Genomic DNA, 24,209 nt, shown 5'->3' on the forward strand with positions numbered 1-24,209 from the left:
GCCCGCGGACGCAGGAAGTGACATGACCGCACAAGTGACCCTCGAGGATATGAGCACCGAGACCCGCGCGAAATCCCTACTGCAACGCATCATTCTGCCGCGCCCCGGCGAACCGCTGGATGTGCGGACGCTGTATCTGGAGGAGTCGGAGACCAACGCCCGGCGCGCACACGCGCCGTCCCGTACCTCGCTGTCGATCGGCGCTGAATCGGAAGTGTCGTTCTGCACCTACTTCAATGCGGTGCCGGCGAGTTACTGGCGACGCTGGTCGATTCTGGATTCGGTGGTGCTGCGGCTGGACTTGTCCGGACACGGCCGGGTGGATGTGTACCGGTCGAAGGCCGACGGCTCCCGGATTCATGTCCAGGGCAACGAATTCGCGACCTCGGCTCCGGCCGACACCACCACCGTGGAATTCGACGTGGATCTGGGCCCGTTCGAGGACGGCGGCTGGATCTGGTTCGACATCACCACCGATACCGCGGTCGAATTGCGCAGCGGCGGTTGGTATGCGCCGATCGAGGCACCCGGAGTGGGCAGCATCGCGGTGGGTATGCCCACCTTCAACCGCCCCACCGACTGTGTGAACACCCTTGCGGCACTGGGCTCGGACCCGCTGGTGCTGGAAAAGCTCCAGGCCGTGATCATTCCGGATCAGGGCAACCGCAAAGCTGTCGACGAGCCCGGATTCGCCGAGGCCGCAGCGGTTCTCGGCGATCGGCTGTCGATTCACAACCAGCCGAATCTCGGTGGCTCCGGTGGATACAGCCGGGTCATGTACGAGGCGCTGAAGACCACCGACGCGGAATACATCGTCTACATGGACGACGATATCGAGATCGAGCCGGACTGCATTCTGCGTGCACTGGCCTTCGCGCGTTTCTCCCGCACCCCCACCCTGGTCGGCGGGCAGATGTTGAATCTGCAGGAACGTTCGCACCTGCACACCATGGGTGAGGTCGTCGACCGCAATATCTGGATGTGGACCGCGGCGCCGAACGTCGAATACGACCACGATTTCTCCAAGTATCCGCTGCGTGATCGCGAGAATTCCAAGCTGCTGCACCGTCGTATCGATGTGGATTTCAACGGCTGGTGGACCTGCGTCATCCCGCGCGTGGTGGCCGAGGAGCTCGGCCAGCCGCTGCCGCTGTTCCTGAAGTGGGACGATACGGAATACGGTCTGCGCGCCCGCGCCGCCGGATATTCCACCGTCACCCTGCCCGGTGCCGCGGTATGGCATATGGCGTGGAGCGACAAGGACGACGCCATCGATTGGCAGGCCTATTTCCACCTGCGTAACCGCCTGGTGGTCGCGGCCATGTATCTCGGCAACGACGGCCGCCCGATGATCGTCAACACGATCAAGGCCACGCTCAAGCATCTACTGTGCCTGGAGTATTCGACGGTCGCCATTCAGAACCAGGCGATTCGTGATTTCCTCGCCGGACCGGAGAAGCTGTTCGACCTGCTGCCCAGCGCACTGGGACAGATCGCCGCGATGCGCAAGGAATTCCCGGACGCGGTGGTCGTCGGGTCGTCCACGGAGCTGCCGCTGGCCAGCGGCGCCGATGTGGGCGCGGTCGCCGAGCCGTCGAATCCGATCGCGAAGATGGTGCGCCTGGGTAAGGGTGTGCTGCACAATCTGCGCGCGGCGAAGTCACAGCATCACGATCGTCCGCAGTTGAACGTTCCCACCCTGGACGCGCGTTGGTTCCTGCTCTCGCAAGTCGACGGCGTTACCGTAACCACAGCCGACGGGCGTGGCGTGGTGTATCGCAAGCGGGATCCGCGTCAGGCCCGGGAGCTGTTCGCCGAGGCGATGCGGCTGCGCCGGGAACTGGCCGCCCGGTTCCCGGAGCTGCGGGATCGGTACCGTGCTGCGCACGGGCATCTGACCAGCACCGCTGCCTGGGAGAATGCCTTCGGTATCAACGCTAGCGAGGACAAATGAGCGCGCCCGCCTCCTCGGATCCGGCCGATTCCCCGCACCTGCGGGTGGTGTCGGATCCGCTGCAGACCACCGCACCGGCGGAGGTCAAGATCCTCGAGGCCGTGCAGGGCACGATCGGCACGCCACCGGTGATCAAGGCCGCACGTGGCATGTCCCACTTCGGTGAGCATGCACTCGGCTGGATGGCGATCGGTGCGGTCGGTGCGCTCGCCGACAAGCCTCGCCGGCGTCAGTGGGCCGGAGTCGCGGTGGGAGCCTTCGGTGCGCATGCGGCTTCGGTGGTCATCAAGCGTGTCGTCCGGCGCCCCCGGCCGAATCACCCGTCGGTGCAGGTCAACGTGTCGACGCCGAGCAAATTGAGCTTCCCGTCCTCGCACGCCACCTCCACGACGGCGGCGGCGGTGTTGCTCGGAAAGCTCACCGGGCTACCCTTGCCTGCGGTGCTCGTACCGCCGATGCTGCTCTCCCGGGTCGTCCTGGGAGTGCACTATCCCTCCGACGTACTCGCCGGGTCCGCGCTGGGTGCGGCATCCGCCGCAGCCGTGCTAGCCGCCGAAAAGAGATTCACCAGTGACCGCACAGGAAAGAACCCTCGCTGATATGAGTGAAGAGCCGACCGGCACCGACCTCGACGAAGCCGTTCTGAAGGGTCCGCCGAAGACGCTGGCCGGCGGTATCGTCAAGGCTGTCCGGCCGCGGCAGTGGGTGAAGAATGTCCTCGTGCTGGCCGCGCCGCTGGCCGCGGGCAAGGATGTCGTCACCGGCGAGTACGTACTCGCCAATGCGGGTGTGATCGGTCATATCGCGATCGCGTTCGTGGTGTTCTGCCTGGCGGCTTCGGGTGTCTACCTGATCAACGATGCGCTCGATGTCGAGGCGGACCGCGCTCATCCCACGAAACGTTTCCGGCCGATCGCCGCCGGCGTGCTACCGGTCAACCTGGCGTATTCGCTGGCCGTGGTGCTCTTCGCCCTGTCCATCGCGGGATCGTTCCTGGCGTCGTGGCAGCTGGCCCTGGTGATGGCGGTCTACATCGGCATCCAGCTGGCCTATTGCTTCGGCTTGAAACACCAAGCGGTGCTCGATATCTGCATCGTGTCCTCGGGCTTCCTGTTGCGCGCGATGGCCGGTGGTGTGGCGGCCGACATCAAGCTCTCGCAGTGGTTCCTGCTGATCATGGCGTTCGGTTCGCTGTTCATGGCGGCCGGTAAGCGCTACGCGGAACTGAAGATCGCGCTCGATACCGGCGCGAAGATCCGCAAGTCGCTGCAGTACTACACGCCCACCTACCTGCGCTTCATCTGGACGCTGTCGGCCACGGCATTGGTGATCTTCTACGGGCTCTGGGCCTTCGAGACCGACCATAAGGACACCCAGTGGTTCGCCATCTCGATGATCCCGTTTACCATCGCAATCCTGCGCTACGCGGTCGACGTCGATGGCGGCGAGGCCGGAGAACCCGAAGAGATCGCGCTGGGGGACCGCATTTTGCAGCTCCTGGCCATCGCCTGGATCGGAGCGGTAGGTGTCGCTGTCTATCTCACCTGACGAGATGCTGGTAGCGGAAGACGAGAACGAAAAGGGGGCGCACGCGGGATCCGATCGCGCATTACGTCGCGACGATGGTGCCGCGCGCCGCTTTTCCGTGCTCTCCCGCACGGTATTCGTCGGTGGGGTAGTTCTCACCACAGTCCTGTTCGGCGTCGGTGCCTGGCAACGACGCTGGATCGCGGACGACGGCCTGATCGTGTTGCGTACCGTGCGCAACCTGCTGGCCGGTAACGGCCCGGTCTTCAACGCGGGTGAGCGGGTGGAGACCAACACCAGTGCCGCGTGGACCTACGTGATCTGGTTCTTCAGCTGGATCAGCCAGGCCCGGCTCGAGTACGTCGCTCTGGCTGTGGCGCTGACCCTTTCACTGCTGGCGATCGTGTTCGCCATGGTGGGGTCGGCGCGACTGTGGCGACCGGTGACGACGAGCGCGCCGACCCTGCTGCTGCCGGCCGGTGTGATCGTCTACATCGCGGTACCGCCGGCGCGCGACTACGCCACCTCCGGCCTGGAGAACTGCCTGGTCATCTTCTGGCTGGGCGTGCTGTGGTGGTTGCTGCTGCGCTGGAGCCAGGACGAGAAGCCGCGCCTGGCAAATCTTCTGGTCGCCGGTTTCTGGGCCGGATTGTGCTGGGTGATTCGCCCGGAGATGACCGTGATCGGCGGTCTCGCGCTGCTCGTGCTGTTCTTCGCGCCGATGCCGCACACCCGGATGCATCCGGCGCTGACCCGCGCCCTGCTGGTGCTGGTCGGCGGTGTGGTCTCGGTCGGCTATCAGATCTGGCGGATGGGCTATTACGGCCTGCCCTATCCGAATACCGCGGTGGCCAAGGAGGCCGGCGGTGCCAAATGGGGACAGGGCCTGAAGTACCTCTGGGATCTGGTAGGCCCGTACTACCTGTGGGTTCCGCTGCTGGTGCTCGTCGTGGCGGGCGCGATATTGCTGATCGCCCGGCGGCGTACGGCCTCCGGCAGGACCGCAACCACCGAAAACACGGCGGCGACGACGGTTTCCGGTCGATTCGCCGTGCTGCAACGCTGGTTGCGCTCCCCGGCCGCGGTGGTCGCGGTGCTGGTCGGCGGCGGCCTGCTGCTGGTGATCTTCAATGTGCGGGTCGGCGGCGACTTCATGCACGGCCGGATGTTGCTGCCGCAGTTGTTCTGCCTGATGTTGCCGCTGTCGGTGATTCCGCTGCGACTTCCGGTCGCCGGCGCCGCCCGGTCCGCCTGGTGGCGCTGGTCGTTCGCGCTCCCGCTGGTCGCGTGGGCGGGCACCATCGGCTGGGCGTTGTATGCGGCGAACACCACCGCCAACACCTCCGGCGGTCAGATCAGCGCCTCCGGCATCGTGGACGAACGGATCTATTACGTCCTCAACAGTGGCCACGATCACCCGATCCTGGCTACCGACTATCTCGACTACCCGCGCATGCGCGCGATGCTGAGCGATATCGCCGGCACACCGGACGGCGGCCTGCTGCTCAATTCGCCGTCGTTCATGATGTGGTACGTCGCACCGCCCCCGCTGCCGATTCCGCCGGGCGGTTACGACCACACCGTGTACTTCCTCAATCTCGGCATGACCAGCATGAATGTGCCGCTCGGAGTGCGTGTCATCGATCAGGAGGGCTTGGCGTATCCGCTGGCGGCCCATACCGACCGGCTGGCCGACGGCCGGATCGGACACGACAAGAACCTGTATCCCGACTGGGTGGTCGTCGATATGGGTATGGTCGACCAGCATCCGTGGATGCCGTGGTTCCTCGACGACAAGTGGGTACAGCAGGCGCGTACCGCGCTGACGTGCCCGGCGACTCAGGATCTCCTGGCCTCGTATCGAGCGCCACTGACCTGGGACAGGTTCAAGCACAACATCATCCAGTCGCTGCATTTCGCGCAGTACCGCATCGACCGGGTGCCCAAGTACGAGATTCAGCGTTGCCATCTGGTGGATCCGACAGCACCGCTTCCGGTGCCGAACTAGACCGCCTCGGAGACGAATAAACTCGTACATTAGTCTCGGTTTGGTAACGCCGAGGTGTCGATTTCACGATACGCTCGGTGACGAACGTCCGTCGGGGGCGCATGCAGGTATGCGCACGGGTGATCATTCGCAAAGAGAGACGCGGTCGCGCTGACCGCACTAGGGAAAGGCCGGACAGGGTATGCGAGGCGTGACTGTGCGATGGGTGCAGGCCAGACGTCGGAAGCGAGACGAGCATTCATCGGTGCCTCGGCGTTCCGGGTGGCTCAAGCGGTCTGCGGTCGGCGTGGCGATGGCGACATTGCTGCCGTTCGGGGTGTCGGTGGCAGAGGCGGGACATGCGGCCGCCGCGTTCAATCCGTCGGGTATCGATTTCTGGGTCGACTCGTCGATGGGTCCGATCAAGTCCCGTATCTTCCGTGCCGCCGACGGTAATACCAACCGAGTGGTCTACGCGCTGGACGGTATGCGCGCCCAGGGCGATCTGAACGGCTGGGAGAAGGACACCAACGTCATCCCGGCGCTCACCGGCGCCAACATCAATGTGGTGATGCCGGTCGGCGGCCCCTCCAGCTTCTACGCGGACTGGAACGCGCCGAGCAACTTCTTCGGCGTCGATACCGGCTCGGCCGGTTCCGCGGGTTCGGCCTCGACGGGTTCGGCGATGACCGGTTCCTCGAACTACAACGAGACGCTGGGCAAGGTCAACACCTACAAGTGGGAAACCTTCCTCACCCAGGAACTGCCCAATGCGCTGAGCGGGCGGATGGGCTTCAGCTCGCATCGCAACGGCGTGTTCGGTCTGTCGATGGGCGGCAGTGCGGCCCTGACGCTGGCGGCGTACCACCCCGACCAGTTCAGCTTCGCCGGTTCCTACTCGGGCTACCTGAACATCTCGGCGCCGGGCATGCGCGAGGCGATGCGCGTCGCGATGGTCAGCGCCGGTGGGTACAACATCGACGCGATGGCGCCGCCGTGGGGCCCGCAATGGCTGCGGATGGACCCGTTCGTCTTCGCACCGCGCCTGAAGGCCAACAACACTCGCCTGTGGGTGGCGGCCGGTAGCGGTATCCCGTCCGCGGCGGATGCGACCTCGCCGATGGACATCATCCAGGGCTCGCCGCTGGAGGCCTTGGCACTGGCGAACACTCGTGCCTTCCAGGTCCGCATGATGAGCCTGGGCGCGAACAACGTCACCTACGACTTCCCGAACGTCGGTGTGCACAACTGGCACAACTGGGAGGACGAGGTCTACCGGATGATCCCGGATCTGTCGGCCAACATCGGCTGATTCCGGTTCTGCATACAGCCCCGCGGCGCTTCGGTGTCGCGGGGCTGTTTCGTGTCCGGCGGGCCGGTGCCCCGGAAACCGTGGCGGTGACGAGCCTGGTGAGCTGGATATTTGCTCGTATGGGATGGCGTGCTTTCCCGGGAAGCCGAGTTCTCCAGGGCTGTGGTGCAGATCACCTTTCGAAATATTTCCGCGTCGAATCACTTTCCGCACCCCTGTCATCGACCATACTCGAGACGGATCGAAGAACCTGCAGTACAGCGGCGGGTGCGTGACGCCGAAACGCTTTGTCCGTGTTGTCGGGAATGAGCGACGACCGCATCGCAGGCGGGATCGGATGCGGCCGTCACATCAGGTGAAAGGTCGAGTCCGATGCGATTTGCGCGCAGAACGCCGGTACCCGTGTACAACTCCGGTAAAAGGCCCGGTTCCTGGTTGCGGCGCGCCGCGCTGGGAGCCGCAATGGCGTTGCTGCTCCCAATGGGAGTTTCGGTACTCGGCAACGGTGCTCCCGCGTCGGCGGCCTTCGACCCCTCCGGCTTCGACTTCTGGGTGGATTCGCCGGCGATGGGGCCGGTCAAGTCTCGGGTTTTCCGGGCCAAGGACGGCAACACCAATCGCGTGGTCTATGCACTGGACGGTATGCGCGCGCCGCAGACCCTGAACGGCTGGGAGATCGAGACCAATGTCGCTCAGGTGCTGACCGACTGGAATATCAATGTCGTGATGCCGGTCGGCGGCCAATCCAGTTTCTACGCGGACTGGAACGCGCCGAGTTCGTTCTTCGGCATTCCCTCGGGCAATTTCGGCGCCACCGGTACCGGGTCGGGCGCCACCGAGGCCTTCCTGGAAGGGCCGGGCAAGAGTTACCGCTACGACTGGGAAACCTTCCTGACCGTGCAGTTGCGCAACGCGCTGCGGGACCGGCTCGGCTTCCGCGCCGACCGCAACGGCGTGTTCGGCCTGTCGATGGGCGGCAGTGCCGCGTTGACGCTGTCGGCGTATCACCCCGACCAGTTCAGCTTCGCCGGTTCCTTCTCGGGCTATCTGAACATCTCCGCACCCGGTATGCGCGAGGCCATTCGGACCGCGATGATCGATGCCGGTGGTTACAACGTGGATTCGATGGCGCCGCCATGGGGTCCGCAGTGGTTGCGGATGGATCCGTTCGTCTTCGCGCCGCAGTTGATCGCGAACAACACCCGGCTGTGGATAGCCGCCGGTAGCGGTGTGCCGTCACAGCAGGATCTGGGCCTGCCACTGCCGGCGGCCGCCGACCACATCGTGCGCGGAGCGCCGCTGGAAGCGCTGGCATTGGCCAATACTCGATCGTTCCAGGTGCGGATGATGACCCTCGGTGCTCGGAACGTGGTGTTCTCCTTCCCGAATGTCGGTGTGCACGACTGGTTCAACTGGCAGGACGAGGCATACCGGATGATTCCGGATCTTTCGGCAAATATCGGGTGACCACGCAGCGCGGCACATCCTGGTGAAATTCACCGCAGCAGTACTTGATTCGTCATTCCAACCTGTCATTTCCGGGCGGACACGATAGAGTCGGCCGACGATTACGAATGGCGCACGGGCGGATTTCCGCCCACCGGGAGGGGTCCGTGTTGCCAATGATTGGGCGGTCGAATATCGTCCAGCGAGCGCAAGTGTGACCGTTCGTAGCCGCGGCGTCGCTCATGTCGGAAGTCGGGTTCGATATGGGCATGAAGATCCTGCCGTCGTAGACGGAATGGTCGTGGCGCGGCGACAACAGCAAACAGCAGAAAGAGAGCAGTATCCATGCGTTTCGGCAGGTCGGCCGCGCCGGTTTCGCATTCGGCGCTCGCGTCGGAGCCCGCCCCGGGCGGGCGGCGAGACATTCGGCGGAGTTGGCGCACACGACTTCTCGCTGCGGGTGCAGCATTGGCGCTTCCGATCGCCGCGGGCGCTGTTGCCCCCGCTGCGGTCGCCGCTCCGATTCACGCGCCGGTGCACCGCACCCCCGCTGGTGGCTACGAAGAGTTGATGGTCCCGTCGAGCATGGGGCCGGTGAAGGTCCAGGTGCAGTGGGCCCGCAACGGCGGCGATGGCGCGGTGATGCTGCTCGACGGTCTACGCGCCCGCGAGGATCGCAACGCCTGGTCGTTCGAGACCCACGCGCAGGAGATGTTCGCCAACGACAACGTCACCCTGGTGATGCCCGTGGGCGGACAGTCCAGCTGGTACGCCGATTGGGCGGGGCCGAGCAACACCAACGGTCAGAAGTTCACCTACCGGTGGGAAACCTTCCTGACCAAGGAATTGCCCGACTTCCTTGCCAACTACGGCGTCTCGCGTAACAAGTACGCGGTGGCGGGACTGTCGATGAGTGGTCCGGCTGCGCTGCGCCTGGCCGCGTTCCACCGCGATCAGTTCCAGTACGCGGCCTCCTTCTCTGGCCCGCTGAACTGGAACGCTCCCGGTATGCGCGAGGCGATCCGCGTGATGATGCTCGACGCGGGCCGGTTCAACGTCGACTCGATGGCCGCGCCGTGGAGCCCGCAGTGGCTGCGTCAGGACCCGATGGTCTTCGCGCCGCAGTTGCGTGGCCTGCCGATGTTCATCTCCACCGCCAGCGGTCTGCCGGGTCAGTACGACCATCCGAACGGTGCGGTGGGTCTGTTCAACACCGGCAACGCGATGGGTATCGAGCTGATCGCGATGGTCAGTACCCATTCGTTCAAGGCGCGGCTGGATTCGCTGGGTATCCCGGCGACCTACGATTTCCCGGCCACCGGTACCCACTCCTGGCCGTACTGGCAGGACGAGCTGGGTAAGGCTCGGATCGGTATGCTCGCCGCCCTCGGTGCCTGATCAGAGCATATAAATTCATAAAGAACACCGGCGCCGCGCAGACTCGATCTGCGCGGCGCCGGTGCGTTCGCCGACCCTGTCCGGGCGCCCTGCAGGGGCTGCCGGAGAGTAGCGAGATCCCCTGGCTTCTGTTGTGTGCTGCTATTTCTCAGGTTTGCTGTCCGCGCGTCCTACCGCGCTGAGCGGCTCCGGCGCGGTACAACACTCCTGTGGCAGGTGTGGCATCCGGCAACCGGGGGACACGAGGTCGCGGTCGATGGGGCCGGCGACGATTCGCCGTGTTCACCGCCATCGCGGTGCTGTCAGCGCCCGTCGGCCCCGGTATCGCCGCGGCGCCCGTGTTCGCCGAACCGGCCGCCGTTCCGGCTCCCGCGGGAGCCAGTGTCCAGAGAGTCGACTGGCTGAGCGATCGGCGGGTGGCGTTGTGGATCGCGTCACCCTCGATGGGTTCGCCCGTGCAGGTGCAGTTGCTGCTGGCCCGGGACTGGAATGCGCGCCCGGATGCTCGATTCCCGGCGCTGTACATGCTCGACGGCCTGCGCGCGCAGGACCAGGAGAGCGGTTGGACCAAGGATGCCGGCGCGGTCGATTTCTACGCCGACAAGAACGTCACCGTGGTGCTGCCCATCGGCGGCCAGTCGAGTTTCTACTCCGATTGGCTGCAGCAGGACAACGGGAAGAACTATCAGTGGGAAACCTTCCTCACCAAGGAATTGCCGCCGCTGCTGGAGAGTCAGTGGCGCACCACGAATGTGCGCGGTGTGGAGGGACTTTCGATGGGCGGCACGGCCGCGATGTTCCTGGCGGGCCGCAATCCGGACTGGGTGAAGTACGCGGCCTCGTATTCCGGTTTCCTGACCACCACCAGTGTCGGGATGCCGCAGGCCATCGGATTCGCGATGCGCGACGCGGGCGGATTCGACGTCAACAACATGTGGGGGCCGCCGACGAGTCCGCAGTGGGCCGCACACGATCCGTACGAACTGGCGCCGAAACTGAAGGGGGTCAGCCTCTACGTCTCCGCCGGTAGCGGCGCCACCGGCGCGCACGACAGCCCGTCCGACATCCCCGGTATCAGCACCAATTACGCCGGTATGGGCTTGGAGATGCTCTCTCGGTTGACCACTCAGAATTTCGTCGACAAGTTGAACGAACTGTCGATTCCGGTGCAGGCCAGTTACCGCCCCTCGGGCACGCATTCCTGGCCGTACTGGGATTTCGAAATGCGCCAGTCCTGGCCGCAGGCCGCGGCAGCGCTCGGGGTCGAGGCCGGTAAGCCGGCGTGCTCCTCCGGCGGTGCCATCGCCGCGGCCACCCAGATCGCCACCTGGCTCGGCGACTGCCTCACCGGCGAATATCCGGTGACCAACGGCAGCGCACAGGATTTCAAGGGCGGGCGAGTGCTGTGGTCGAGCGGCACCGGCGCGCACGCGGTGGCCGGGCAGATCGGTGGCACTTACCAGGCGACGGCCGGTCCGGCCGGGCCGCTCGGCTTGCCGACCGCCGCCGAACAGCCGCTGCCGGACGGCAAGGGGCGTTACCAGAGCTTCCAGAACGGGTCGATCTATTGGAGCCCGGAGACCGGAGCCCAGGTGGTACGCGGCGCCATCCTGGCCGAATGGGGCCGGCAGGGCTTCGAGGGCGGACCCGCCGGTTATCCGACCGGCCCGGAGAACAAGACCCCGGAGCGCGACGGGATGGTGCAGGGCTTCCAGGGCGGCCCGATGTACTTCAGCGACAAGACCGGCGCGCATCGGGTGCAGGGCATGATTCTCGGCAAGTACGCCGAGCTGGGTTTCGAGAACAGTCCGCTCGGGTTCCCCGCCGCCGAGGAACAGCCGACCAAGGATCTGGGCCGGTTCAGCGCCTTCGAGGGCGGCAATATCTACTGGAGCCCGCTGTCGGGCGCCTGGGCGGTCCGCAACGGCCCGATCATGGATGCCTGGGGGCAGCAGGGCTTCGAGAACGGCAGGCTCGGCTATCCGATCAGTGACGAGTTCCCGGTGCCCGGCGGTATCCAGCAGAACTTCCAGACCGGCTTCATCGTGCTCCGCGACGGTAAACCCCCCGAGGTACACGGGGTATAGAAATAAGCGCTCCTCGAGAGCTCGATGAGGGTTCTCGCCGCGGAACCCACGGCTGCTCCGCTTGCCGTTAACCTGGAGCGCGACCCGCTAGGCCTTGTGTAGAAGTTCTAGCCCTCAGCGAACTAGATCGAGGACACGATTCATGCTTCGGACCCGTCCGGTCGGAGAACGGTACATCGTCGGTGGCACCAAGGTCGCCGGCATCGCGGTGGTGCTGGCCGCCACAGGCTTACTGGCCGCATGCGGCGGTAACGATTCCACCGCCTCGAGCACGCCCTCTCTGAAACCGTCCAGCACGACTGCGGCGGCCGAGTCGAGCGCGAGTGCCGCGCCGAGTACCGAGGAGCAGGCTCCCGAACCCACCGAGCAGGAACAGGCGCCGCAGCCGCCCGCCGTGGAGGAGCCCGCCCCGGTCCAGCCGACCCCCGCGCAGCGGGAGCTGTCCGATAAGGACAAGGCCTACATCGCCGAGTTGAACAAGCGCGGCGTGACTCCGTCCAGCCCGGATATCGCGATCACCGCCGCCAACTACATCTGCCAGAGCAAGGCCAACGGTGCCTCGGATCAGGAGGTCACGACGTTCGTGAACGCGATGGCCGGCACCGACCCCGGCTTCGATCCGGCGAAGATGCCCGTTGAGCAGGCGGGGCAGATCTACATCGACGTCGCGACCCAGACCTACTGCGGCTAGTGAACGCCCGACGACGCACCGGATACGCCGGCGGCAATCGCCGTCGGCGGCGGCCGGGTTGTCTGCTGATCCTGCTGCTGGTCATCCTGGCGGTGATCGTGGCGCTGGTGCTGTGGTTCGTGCTGGCGGGCCGGCTCAACGTGCCGGGGCCGGTGCAGCCGCCGAAGCCCGGTAAGCCGACCAGCCAGCCCGCCTCCTGCCCGGATGTACAGTTCCTGGCGGTTCCGGGCACCTGGGAGTCGAGCAGCGACGACGATCCGCACAACCCGACGGCCAACCCCGCGTCGTTGATGCTGCACATCACCGATCCGGTGCGGCAGCAGTTCCCGGAGTCCCGGGTCGACGTGTACACCGTCCCCTACGTCGCACAGTTCTCCAACCCGGTCGCGATTCCGCCGGACGGCCAGCAGTCCTACAACAACAGCCGGTCCGAGGCGACGCAGCGCGCCACCGACGAGTTGTCCCGGATGTCGAGCGAATGTCCGCTCACCAGCTATGTGATCGCGGGCTTTTCCCAGGGCGCGGTCGTCGCGGGTGATATCGCGGCCCGGATCGGCGCCGGGGACGGCCCGATCGAGGCCGACAAGGTGCTCGGTGTCACCGTGATCGCCGACGGACGCCGGACCCTGGGGCCGGGCCAGCCCACCGAAATCGGGGAGTCCCCGCCGGGTGTGGGTGCGGAAGTCGCGTTGAAGGGGCTGACCGTTCCGGGGATCACGATGACCGGTCCCCGCGCGGGATTCGGCAGCTTGGCCGACCGGTCGCACACCATCTGTGCGCCCGGAGACCTGATCTGCGATGCGCCGCCGCAGGCACTGAATCCGCTGAACATCATTCCGAGCCTGATGACGCTGGTCCAGGCCATGGGCAATCCGGTGCACAGCCTGTACAACTCCTTCACGGTGGACGAGAACGGCACCACCGCCACCGAGTGGACCGTGAACTGGGCGGAGGGTCTGATCACCGACGCCCCGCACCCACCGCACAGCTGAAACACAGCTCGGACACGGCCGTCGTAGCCGGTGCCGACGGCGTGTCCGAGCTCTCGGCGGAAAAGTAAACCCGAGGGTCACTCAGTTTTTGGTGAAGGCTGTAAAGTGCAGCGATGATCGCGCCATATTCGTCCGGAACCTGGCGTTCCAGGCGTATCTGACGCAGGACTTCCCGCACAGCCAGGAGCAAAGGTTCATGACAGAAGCCGCCGTCAGCGTGACCAGCGGTGCCGAAATGACAGCGCTCGGTGTTCCGGCGCGTGCGTTCCGCTTCGCTGCTGCCGGTGAGGGAAATCCGGAGGAGGGCGGTGCGCGGAAATTCGTCGCACTCGCGCAGCGGGCCGAAGAATACGGCTACGACTCCTTCGCGATTCCCGATCATCTCGGACCCCAGGTCGGTCCGATCGCGGCACTCGGCGCGCTGGCCGTCGCCACCGATCGCATCCGCATCGGAACCTCGGTGCTGGCCAATGGCTTCCGACATCCGGTGGTGCTGGCCAAGGAGGCCGCGACCATCGACGTGCTCTCCCGGGGCCGGCTCGAGCTCGGGGTCGGCGCGGGCTGGATCAAAAGCGAATTCGAGGCCGCGGGCCTGCCCTACGAAACGCCGGGTGTGCGGCTGGACAAGCTCGACGAGGCGCTGACGATTCTCGACGTGCTGCTGCGCGGGCAGGAATGCCACTTCGAGGGCGAGCACTATCAGGTCCGCGGGATCAAAGGCACGCCACGGCCACGGCAGGGCCCGCGCCCGCCGCTGGTCACCGGTGGTGGCGGGCCGAAGATGCTGCGGCTGGCGGCCAAGCATGCCGACATCGTCTCGGTGGTGCCGCGTACCACCAAGACGGGAAAGGGCCTGCTGTCGGGTATCACCCTCGACAAGACCATCGAGAAGGTGAACCTGATCAGGGAGGCGGCCGGAGACCGGTTCGCCGATATCGAGTTGAACTGGACCATCACCGCGGTCGTGATCACCGACGATCGCGAGCGCACCGCGGAGATGGCGTTGGCGGCCCTTGACAAGGGTCTGCACCCCGACCTCGAGGTCGATGTGCAGTTGTCGGTGGAAGACATCCTGAATTCGCCCTATGTGGCTATCGGCACATTCGACGAGATCGCCGAGCAGATCCGTAACGTGCGGCGATTGACATCGATGTCATATGTCGGAGTGTTTCCGACCCAGATGGATGCTTTCGCACCGGTGATCCCGTTGCTGCGAGAGGAGTCGTAGCAGGTATCGCCATGCGTATCGGCCGGGAGGATGTTCGACTCGCTCCGAAGACTGCTTCGGTGCCAGCTCTGTAACATGTCCCTGGCTCGAGTACATCTAGCCCATAGGTGGTCACCGCGCAGACCACTGGAAAAAGCTGCAGGCACGCTCTCGCACGACAGAGCGCCCGCGGGTGAAAGAGAGTCGGGGCCTCACAGGTAACAGCGGCCATGTCGCCGTGCTGCGTGTGCCTCGGAGGAGAAGGAATGACGGACGAGACATTCGACGACTACGTGGACGAAACCGGGAACATCTCGATTCCCGAGGGACGCACGCTGGTCGACTACGTCGAGAAGCACACCCGCAACGACGCGAACGACCTCGCGTATCGGTACATCGACTACTCCCGTGAGCGCGACGGGGACTACCAGGATCTGACCTGGAAGGAATTCGGCATTCGGCTGCGCGCGGTGGCCGCTCGCCTGCAACAGGTCACCAAGCCCGGTGACCGGGTGGCCATTCTGGCCCCGCAGGGCCTGGACTATGTGATCTCGTTCTTCGCCGCGATCTACGCCGGCACCATCGCGGTGCCGCTGTTCGACCCGGACGAGCCCGGCCATACCGATCGCCTGCACGCGGTGCTGGGTGACTGCAAGCCGTCCGCGATTCTCACCGCCAGCTCCTCGGCCGCCGGCGTGCGCCAGTTCTTCCGGCCGCTTCCGGCCGCACAGCGTCCCCGCATCATCGCGGTCGACGCGGTGCCCGACACCCTGGGCGAATCCTGGGTGCGTCCGGAAATCGCCGTCGACGATATCGCCTACCTGCAGTACACCTCGGGGTCCACCCGCACCCCGGCCGGTGTGGAGATCACCCACCGCGCGGTGGGCACCAACCTGTTGCAGATGGTCAACGCCATCAACCTGGACTGGAATTCACGCGGTGTGACCTGGCTGCCGCTGTACCACGACATGGGCCTGCTGTGCGTGATCCTGCCGGCGATCGGCGGCAAGTACATCACCATCATGTCGCCGAGTGCCTTCGTGCGCCGCCCGGGGCGCTGGATCTCCGAGCTGGCCGCGGTTTCCGACGGTGCCGGCACCTTCGCCGCGGCGCCGAACTTCGCGTTCGAGCACGCCGCCGCGCGTGGTCTGCCGAAGAACGGCGAAACCCTGGATCTGTCGAATGTGATCGGCCTGATCAACGGCAGTGAGCCGGTGACCACCTCGTCGATGAAGAAGTTCAACGAGGCGTTCGCGCCGTACGGACTGCCGAAGACCGCGATCAAGCCCTGCTACGGCATGGCCGAGGCGACCCTGTTCGTTTCCGCCACCCGCGCCGAGGACGAGGCGAAGGTCATCTACGTCGACCGGCACGAACTCAACGCCGGGCGCGTGGTGAAGGTCGACCAGGCCGAGTCGAATGCGATCGCGCAGGTGAGCTGCGGCTACGTCGCGCTGTCGCAGTGGGCCGCGATCGTGGATCCGGAGACCATCGACAGCGCCGAGGGCGCGCAGGAGCTGCCCGAGGGACAGGTCGGCGAGATCTGGCTGCACGGCAACAACATCGGCATCGGTTACTGGGGCCGCGACGAGGAAACCCGCAAGACCTTCAAGAATCTGCTGGCCAACAGGCAGGCCGAGGGGTCGCATGCGGCGGGCACCCCCGATGATGCGATCTGGCTGCGTACCGGTGACTTCGGTGTCTACGTCGACGGTGAGCTGTATATCACCGGCCGGGTGAAGGATCTGGTGATCGTCGACGGACGAAATCACTACCCGCAGGATCTGGAGTTCTCCGCGCAGGAGGCCAGCAAGCTGCTGCGCCCCGGCTTCGTCGCGGCCTTCTCGGTGCCGGCCAATCAGCTACCGGCCGAGGTGTTCACCGCCGACAGCCGTGCGGGCATCAAATACGACGCCGACGACGCCTCCGAGCAGTTGGTGGTCGTCGCCGAGCGTGGCCCGGGCGGTCACAAGGCCGATCCGCAGCCGATCGCCGACGCGGTGCGCGGTGCGCTGTCGCAGCGGCACGGCGTGACGGTGCGCGATGTCCTGCTGGTGCCCGCGGGCTCGATTCCGCGAACCTCGAGCGGCAAGCTGGCACGGCGGGCATGCCGTGCCGCCTATCTCGAGGGAACGCTGCGCGGCGGACATCAGCAGCAGGCCTTCCCCGACGCGCCGGACGAAGAGTAGTCGTGCACCCGGTGGCCGAACCGCTGCGCCGATCCCGGACGCCTCGCCGTCCCGGACGGTTCGCCGGCCTGTGTGTCAGGGCCGGCTCGGTCGGCTCCGGCACGGCTGCGCCGCTGGTCGGCGCGGGTGGTCCGGTCACCGGGACCGCCGATCGATCGCGGGTTGTGCACAACCCGAAACTTATCCACACGACGGCGAATCGGCTGTCGATCCCTGCCCGCGCAACATTCGTACCCAGTAGCTTGAGGAATTGATGGCTGACAACGAGGGCACCCAGACGACCGAGACGAATCACACGGCCGGCACGGCTGATGTGGCCGACGTGGGCGCGGGCCGCACCGGTGCTGCGCCGAGCGGTGGCGCCACCGAGTCCGGCACCGCGATCGAGTCGGGCGATGCGTCCGAACCGCGTGCTGCCGGGCAGGACGGCGCCGCTACCACCGAGATGTCGGTAGCGGAACTGCGGGAATGGCTGCAGCGCTGGGTGGCCGAGGCCACCGGCCAGCCGGTCGAGCAGATCACCGTGGACCGGCCGATGGAGGAATTCGGCCTGGCCTCGCGTGATGCCATCGCCCTGGGCGGGGATATCGAAGAACTCACCGGTGTCCTGCTGAGCGCGACCATCGTCTACAAGCATCCGACCATTGCGTCGCTGGCCGAGCGCATCATCAACGGCGAACCGGACGAGCCGGAGGAACTGGCCGACGACTCCTTCTACACGGCCGGATATCAGCCGGGGGAGGCGCACGATATCGCGATCGTGGGCCTGTCGACGCGGCTGCCCGGCGCTGGTGACACCCCGGAGTCGACCTGGGATTTCCTGATCAACCGCGGTGACGGCATTCGGGAGCTGCCCGAGGGCCGGTGGTCCGAATTCACCTCCGATCCCGCGGTGGCCGCGGCGATCGAGCAGGGCAACACCCTGGGTGGCTACCTCGATCAGGACGTGGTCAAGGGGTTCGACGCCGAATTCTTCGCGATGTCGCCGGTCGAGGTGGAACGGGTCGACCCACAGCAGCGGCTGATGATGGAACTGACCTGGGAAGCGTTGGAGCACGCGCGGATTCCGGCCAATGAGCTCAAGGGCGAAGCGGTCGGTGTGTTCGTGGGGACATCCACCAACGACTTCGCGATGGTGTCGGCACTCGGTCTCGGTAAGACCGATGCCGATGCACCGGCCTCGGCGGACGCCTATGGACTGACCGGTGGTTCGTCCGCGATCATCGCCAACCGGATCTCCTACTTCTACGACTTCCGCGGCCCCTCGATCGCCGTCGACACCGCCTGCTCGTCGACGATGGTCGCCGTGCACGACGCGGTGCGGGCACTGCGCAACGGCGATGCCGACGTGGCCTTGGCCGGTGGTGTGAACATGCTGCTGGCCCCGATGATCACGCTCGGGTTCGACTCGGTCGGCGCCGTCTCCGAAGACGGTCACATCAAGGCCTTTTCATCCGATGCCGACGGTATGGTCCGCAGTGAGGGCGCCGGCCTGTTCGTGCTCAAGCGGTTGTCCGACGCGGAGCGGGACGGTGACCGGGTCCTGGCGGTCGTCAAGGGCAGCGCGGTCAATTCCGACGGCCGCTCCAACGGCCTGCTGGCGCCGAACCCGGATGCCCAGGCCGACGTGCTCCGCCGTGCCTATCGCGATGCCGGCATCGTGCCCTCGACGGTCGACTTCATCGAAGCCCACGGCACCGGTACCCCGATCGGTGATCCCATCGAGGCCGATGCACTCGGCCAGGTGGTGGGTCGCGGCCGTGACGCCGACCGGCCCGCACTGCTCGGTTCGGTCAAGACCAACTTCGGGCACCTGGAGTCGGGGGCGGGTGCCGCGAGCCTCGCCAAGGCTGTGATGGCCTTGCAGCACAACGTTATTCCACCGAACATCGGCTACGCCGGCCCCAGCCCGTACATCCCGTTCGAGCAGGCCCATCTGAAGGTGGTCGACGAACCTACCGAGTTCCCGCGGTACAGCGGTAAGGCCACCATCGGTATCTCCGGCTTCGGCTTCGGTGGCACCAATGCGCACCTGGTCGTCCAGGAGTACGTACCCGCGGAGCTTGCGAAAGCTGGTGCCGCAAACCAGAACTCGAACGGATCGACGGACGATACCGAAGCAGGCCTTGCCGAGGACGACCCGGACGCGGAGTCCACCGATGCGCTCACCGGCGCGGAGGCGATCATCGAGGCCGAGGGCACTGCCGATGCCGAGCCCGCCGCAAACGTCGAGGTGCCCGAGTGGACCGAGGCGCGCACCGAGCCGGTGCCGCTCGTCATTCCGGTCTCGGCCTATCTGCCCTCGCGCCGGCGCCGCGCCGCCACCGATCTCGCCGACTGGCTGGAATCGGAAGCGGGACAGGCGACTCCGCTCGCCGATGTCGCACGCGCGCTGGCCAAGCGCAATCACGGGCGTTCCCGCGGTGTGGTCGTCGCGCAGACCCATGAGGAGGCGATCGCCGGGCTGCGCGCTATCGCTGCCGGTAAGCCGGGGCCGGGAGTTTTCACCGCCGATGCTCCCGCCGCGCAGGGCCCGATGTGGGTGCTGGCCGGGTTCGGATCCCATCACCGCAAAATGGGAAAGCAGCTGTACCTGGAGAATTCGATCTTCGCCCGGACCGTGGACGAGATCGATGAACTGGTCGTCGACGAGGCCGGCTACTCGGTCAAGGAGATGATCCTCGACGACGCCCAGGACTGGGATGTGGGCACCTCGCAGGTGGGGGTGTTCACCATTCAGCTCGGCCTGGCGGCTGTGCTGCGGGCGCACGGCGCGAATCCGCAGGCGGTCGTGGGTCATTCGCAGGGCGAGGCGGTCGGTGCCTACATCTCCGGCGGTCTGCCGCTCGAGGATGCCGTACGGGTGATCTGCGCACGCTCGCGTCTGATGGGCGAGGGCGAGCAGATGATCAGCGACGACGAGGTGCGCAATATGGCTCTCGTCGAATACAGCGCCGAAGATATCGAAAAGGTCCTCGTCGACTACCCGGATCTCGAGGTCGCGGTGTACGCCGCCCCGACCAACACCGTCATCGGCGGTCCGCCGGACCAGGTGCACGCGATCGTGGCGCGGGCCGAGGCCGAGGGCAAATTCGCCCGCGTGCTGCAGACCCGCGGCGCCGGGCACACTTCGCAGATGGATCCGCTGCTCGGTGAGCTGGCCGCCGAACTGGCCGGACTCGAACCCACCAGGTTGACCGCGGACCTGTACTCCACCGTGCACAAGGGCGGGGTATACCGCGCGGGTCACGACCCGGTGCACGACGAGGACTACTGGGTGACCAATATGCGGCACTCGGTGTATTTCACCAATGCGATCGGCCAGGCGGTCAACGCCGGTATCACCACCTATCTGGAACTGGCACCGAACTCGGTCGCGCTGATGCAGGTGATGGGCACGACCTTCGCCGCGGGTGTGCACAATGCGGCGCTCATCCCGACCCTCAAGCGCAAGGAAGACGAGGCCGGGGGCGTCATCTCCGCGCTGGCGCAGCTCTACGTGCAGGGCCACTCGGTGGATCTGCCCTCGCTGCTGCCCGCCGGTGCCTACGCCGACATTCCGCGAACCGCCTTCCTGCGCAAGGAATACTGGCCCAAGGTCAGCATCTCGACCGGTTCCGGCAGCGGCCGCGCACCCGGTGCGCATGTCGCGCTGCCCGACGGCCGCCATGCCTGGGAGGTGGCCGCCACCGCGGTCACCGACCTGGCGGCACTGGTGCATACCGCAGCAGCACAGGTGCTTTCGGATGTGACGCCGGGCGCCACGATCGCCCATGCCGCCGTGCCGACCGCCGGCACCTTGACCACCACACTGACCCCGCATCCGGGCGGTGCCTCGATTCAGGTGCATGCCCGGGAAGGCAACGCGTTCCGGCTGCTGTTCGACGCGGTCGTCACCTCCGGCGCGCCGCTGCCGGCCGCCGCCGCACCGGTGGCCCAGGCCGCACCCGCCGCCGAAACCGACGGGGGTGCCGCCGATCTCGCGGTTGCCGAAACCTTCGGCGAACGCTGGGACCCGAGTAGCTCCCAGACCATCGAGGAGCGCCTGGCCACCATCGCCGCAGAATCCATGGGGTACGCCGTGGAGGATCTGCCGATGGAGATCCCGCTCATGGAGCTGGGGCTGGACTCGCTGATGGCGATGCGGATCAAGAACCGCGTCGAGTACGAATTCGATATCCCGTCGCTGCAGGTCTCGGCGGTTCGCGATGCCAGCCTCAACGAGGTCGGCAAGGTGCTGCACTACGCCATCGAGCACCGCGACGAGGTGGCGGCCATGGCCGAGCAGCAGGCCGCCGACGGCGGCTCGCTGAACGTGGACGACAACTTCGTCGCTGCCGCACGGGCCGCGATGGAGGCCGGCGAGGATCCGGCCGCGGCGGTCAAGCAGCAGGCGGATGCGCAGGGAGCCCCGGCCGAGAATGCGGCGCCGGCTGCTGACGCGGCAGGTGCTGCGCCCACAGCGGCAGCGTCCACCACTGCCGCAGACGCGCCGGCTGCCACGCTGGCAGCAGCGGATACTGCCACCGACGCCGACGCGGCTGATACATCGGCTTCGGCAGCTGTGGCAGGCGCCGGAAATGCCGGTACCGCTACCGAATCGGCCTCGACTGCCGAATCGGAGGGCACTGCAGACAAGGCATCCGGCACCGGAGAACAGCAGACCGCGGCAACTCCGGCGCAGGCTGCGGCCGCTGTCGGTGGCGCGCAGGGAGCCGCGACCAAGGAGCCCGAAGCCGATGTGCCGCCGCGGGATGCGGCCGAGCGGCTGACCTTCGCTGCCTGGGCGATGGTGACCGGGAAGTCCGCCGGCGGCATTTTCAATACCCTGCCGATTCTCGACGAGGACACCGCGCAGAAGCTCGCGGCCCGCCTGTCGGACCGCGTGGGTGCGGAGGTCGACGTCGAGGATGTGCTCGACTGCGAGACCATCGAGCAGTTGTCGGATATTGTTCGCAAGCACCAGGATTCGGCGACCGAGGTGGACGGTTTCATCCGTCCGCTCCGGCCGCTCGCCGAAGGTTCGCGTGCGGTTCCGGTGTTCGTCTTCCACCCGTCCGGCGGTAATACGCTGGTATACGAACCGTTGTTGAAGCGGTTGCCCGAGGGCACGCCGATGTACGGCTTCGAGCGGATCGAAGGCTCGATCCCAGACCGTGCCCGCGAATACGCCTCCGAGATCCGCAAGATTTTCCCGGGAGGGCCGTACGTGCTCTACGGGTGGTCACTGGGCGCGGTCTTCGCTCTGCAGGTCGGGCAGATCATGCGCGCGGAAGGCGATGACGTTCGCCTTGTCGGCCTCGTCGACCTGGCGATACCGGTCGAAGACGAGGATCCCTCGCCGGAGGGCCGTCGAGCGCGGATCGAGCGGTTCCAGGCATTCGCACAGAAGACCTACGGGATCGAAGGTCAGCTGGATGACGACATGCTGCAAGAACTTGCGGATGCGTCCGATGAGGAGCAGTACGAGATCATCATGAGTCTGCTCAAATTCGCGGACGTGAAGATTCCGGGTGGCGTGCTGGAACATCAGCGCACCTCGTGGCTGGACGGTCGCGATCTGCAGCAGGCCCAACCCTCGCATTACGAGGGCGATGTGACGCTCTATCTCGCCGACCGCTATCACGACGGCATCATCGAGTTGGAGCCTCGTTTCGCCGATCGGCAGCCGAACGGCGGCTGGGATGGTTACATCCCCAACCTGGAAGTCATCCACATCCCGGGTGACCACCTCCAGATCATCGATGAACCGCGCGTCGCGCAGATCGGTGCCGACCTCGCGCGGAAGCTGGCCGCGATCGACACGGCGGCGATCGGCGGCGCGGCGACCAATAACGACGCAGATAATGTTCCCGGGAAGGGAGAGCAGTGAGTACGACCGCTGAGAGGCTTGCCGACCTGCGGAAGAAGCTGGAACTGTCGCAGGAGCCGGCGGGCGAGGCGGGGGCCGCGAAACGGGCGAAGAAGGGCATTCCTTCGCCCCGTGAGCGGATCAACATGCTGCTCGATCCCGGCACCTTCGTCGAGATCGGCGCCTTGGTGCGCAATCCGGCCGACAAGAATTCGCTCTACGGTGACGGTGTGGTGACCGGCCACGGGCTGGTCGAGGGCCGTCCGGTGGCGGTGTTCTCGCACGATCAGACCGTCTACGGCGGCACGGTCGGCGAGATGTTCGGCCAGAAGGTCGCCTCGCTCATGCGCTTCGCGGCCAAGATGGGTTGCCCGCTGGTCGGCATCAACGATTCCGGCGGCGCGCGGGTGCAGGAGGCGGTGACCTCGCTGCGCTGGTACGGCGAGATGGCGATCGCGATGGAAGCACTCTCGGGTGCGGTGCCGATGGTGTCGCTGATCCTGGGCAACTGCGCCGCTGGTGCGGTGTACCAGCCGATCTGCACCGATGTGGTCATCGCCACCGAATCCGCGCACATGTTCGTCACCGGCCCGCAGATCACCCGTGAGGCGACCGGTGAGGATGTCACCGCCGACGAATTGGGCGGCGCCTACAACCAGGCCGATTGGGGCAATATCCACCACGTCGCCAAGGACGAGAAGGCGGCGTTCGAGTGGGCGCGTGAATATCTGAGCTTCCTGCCGTCGAGTTGTCAGGAAGAGCCACCGATCGTCAACCCGGGCCTCGAACCCGAGGTCACCGATACGGATCGGGAACTAGACACCTTCGTCCCGGACTCCGACAACGCCAGCTACGACATGCACGAGGTGTTGCTGCGGATCTTCGACGACGGCGGCTTCCACGAGGTCGGGTCGGATATGGCCCGCAACATCATCACCGGATTCGCGCGGGTCGACGGTCGCTCGGTCGGTGTGGTCGCCAACCAGCCGATGTATCTGGCGGGTGCGCTCGACGCCAAGGCCTCGGACAAGGCCTCGCATTTCGTGCGGATGTGCGATGCGTTCGAAATTCCGCTGGTGCTGGTCGTCGATACGCCGGGCTTCATGCCCGGTCTGGAACAGGAGAAGGCCGGCGTCATCAAGCGCGGTGGCCGGTTCCTGTTCTCCTTCGTGGAGGCGTCGGTGCCGAAGGTTACCGTCGTGGTCCGCAAGGCCTACGGCGGCGGCTGGGCGGTGATGGGCTCCAAGGCGCTCGGTGCCGATGTGTACTTCGCCTGGCCCACCGCTCGCATCGCGGTTATGGGCGCCGAGCAGGCGGTCGGCCTGGTCGGCCGTCGTCAGCTGGAGGCAGCGCCGGACGACCAGCGCGAGGCCATCCGCAAGCAGATGATCGACTTCTACAATGCCACCGCCGCCACCCCGTGGCCGGCGGCCGAGCGCGGCTATATCGACGGGGTGATCGAGCCCGCGGCGACCCGACTGGAGATCCGCAAGGCCCTGACCCTGCTCCGTGACAAGAAGCTGCAGCGCAACCCGCGCAAGCACCACCTGCTGCCGCTGTAGTTCCAG

Annotated in this window: 14 protein-coding genes; all 14 read left to right on the plus strand. The window is 66.1% G+C overall.

Going from position 1 to position 24,209, the window contains the following annotated elements; genetic code table 11:
* The first annotated feature begins 22 nt into the window (after positions 1 to 22).
* The 14 genes from NV2_RS06270 (at position 23) to NV2_RS06335 (ending at position 24,203) form a co-directional block, all read left to right on the plus strand.
* Positions 23 to 1,954 carry a glycosyltransferase gene (locus tag NV2_RS06270; protein WP_067870522.1) on the plus strand — a complete coding sequence of 644 codons (1,932 nt, stop codon included), beginning with the start codon at positions 23 to 25 and terminating at the stop codon, positions 1,952 to 1,954.
* Positions 1,951 to 2,553, plus strand: a complete 603-nt coding sequence (locus tag NV2_RS06275; protein ID WP_084474004.1) for a phosphatase PAP2 family protein — start codon at positions 1,951 to 1,953, stop codon at positions 2,551 to 2,553. The genes NV2_RS06270 and NV2_RS06275 overlap by 4 nt, the downstream gene beginning before the upstream one ends.
* Before the next feature lies 1 nt (position 2,554).
* On the plus strand, positions 2,555 to 3,502 hold the full coding sequence (locus NV2_RS06280) for a decaprenyl-phosphate phosphoribosyltransferase (RefSeq protein ID WP_067870524.1): 948 nt from the start codon (positions 2,555 to 2,557) through the stop codon (positions 3,500 to 3,502).
* 4 nt (positions 3,503 to 3,506) lie between these two features.
* Complete coding sequence (locus tag NV2_RS06285) at positions 3,507 to 5,489, plus strand: arabinofuranosyltransferase AftB family protein (protein WP_245662476.1); 1,983 nt, start codon at positions 3,507 to 3,509, stop codon at positions 5,487 to 5,489.
* A 292-nt stretch (positions 5,490 to 5,781) separates the two neighbouring features.
* On the plus strand, positions 5,782 to 6,780 hold the full coding sequence (locus NV2_RS06290; RefSeq protein WP_067870685.1) for an alpha/beta hydrolase: 999 nt from the start codon (positions 5,782 to 5,784) through the stop codon (positions 6,778 to 6,780).
* A 372-nt stretch (positions 6,781 to 7,152) separates the two neighbouring features.
* The gene (locus NV2_RS06295) at positions 7,153 to 8,247 is read left to right on the plus strand and encodes an alpha/beta hydrolase (RefSeq protein ID WP_067870528.1); all 1,095 of its coding nucleotides are present in this window, start codon (positions 7,153 to 7,155) and stop codon (positions 8,245 to 8,247) included.
* Positions 8,248 to 8,571: 324 nt separating this feature from the next.
* A complete protein-coding gene (locus tag NV2_RS06300) occupies positions 8,572 to 9,624 on the plus strand; it encodes an alpha/beta hydrolase (RefSeq protein WP_084474008.1) in 1,053 nt (350 codons plus the stop codon).
* A gap of 278 nt (positions 9,625 to 9,902) precedes the next feature.
* Positions 9,903 to 11,711 carry an alpha/beta hydrolase-fold protein gene (locus tag NV2_RS06305; RefSeq protein WP_067870530.1) on the plus strand — a complete coding sequence of 603 codons (1,809 nt, stop codon included), beginning with the start codon at positions 9,903 to 9,905 and terminating at the stop codon, positions 11,709 to 11,711.
* 142 nt (positions 11,712 to 11,853) lie between these two features.
* Positions 11,854 to 12,402 (plus strand): DUF732 domain-containing protein, encoded by a 549-nt coding sequence (locus NV2_RS06310; protein WP_084474012.1) that lies wholly within the window; start codon positions 11,854 to 11,856, stop codon positions 12,400 to 12,402.
* Positions 12,402 to 13,394 carry a cutinase family protein gene (locus NV2_RS06315; RefSeq protein WP_067870532.1) on the plus strand — a complete coding sequence of 331 codons (993 nt, stop codon included), beginning with the start codon at positions 12,402 to 12,404 and terminating at the stop codon, positions 13,392 to 13,394. Before NV2_RS06310 ends, NV2_RS06315 begins: the two co-directional genes overlap by 1 nt.
* Before the next feature lie 235 nt (positions 13,395 to 13,629).
* Positions 13,630 to 14,622: an LLM class F420-dependent oxidoreductase gene (locus NV2_RS06320; RefSeq protein ID WP_067870688.1), complete on the plus strand. Its 993-nt coding sequence runs from the start codon at positions 13,630 to 13,632 to the stop codon at positions 14,620 to 14,622.
* Positions 14,623 to 14,867: 245 nt separating this feature from the next.
* The gene (gene fadD32, locus NV2_RS06325; protein WP_210749029.1) at positions 14,868 to 16,790 is read left to right on the plus strand and encodes a long-chain-fatty-acid--AMP ligase FadD32; all 1,923 of its coding nucleotides are present in this window, start codon (positions 14,868 to 14,870) and stop codon (positions 16,788 to 16,790) included.
* A 253-nt stretch (positions 16,791 to 17,043) separates the two neighbouring features.
* The gene (gene pks13, locus NV2_RS06330; protein ID WP_084474016.1) at positions 17,044 to 22,662 is read left to right on the plus strand and encodes a polyketide synthase Pks13; all 5,619 of its coding nucleotides are present in this window, start codon (positions 17,044 to 17,046) and stop codon (positions 22,660 to 22,662) included.
* Positions 22,659 to 24,203, plus strand: coding sequence for an acyl-CoA carboxylase subunit beta (locus tag NV2_RS06335; RefSeq protein WP_067870536.1), 1,545 nt, complete (start codon positions 22,659 to 22,661; stop codon positions 24,201 to 24,203). Before pks13 ends, NV2_RS06335 begins: the two co-directional genes overlap by 4 nt.
* Positions 24,204 to 24,209 lie beyond the last annotated feature (6 nt).

Source organism: Nocardia vermiculata NBRC 100427, from assembly GCF_001613265.1.
Taxonomy (GTDB): domain Bacteria; phylum Actinomycetota; class Actinomycetes; order Mycobacteriales; family Mycobacteriaceae; genus Nocardia; species Nocardia vermiculata.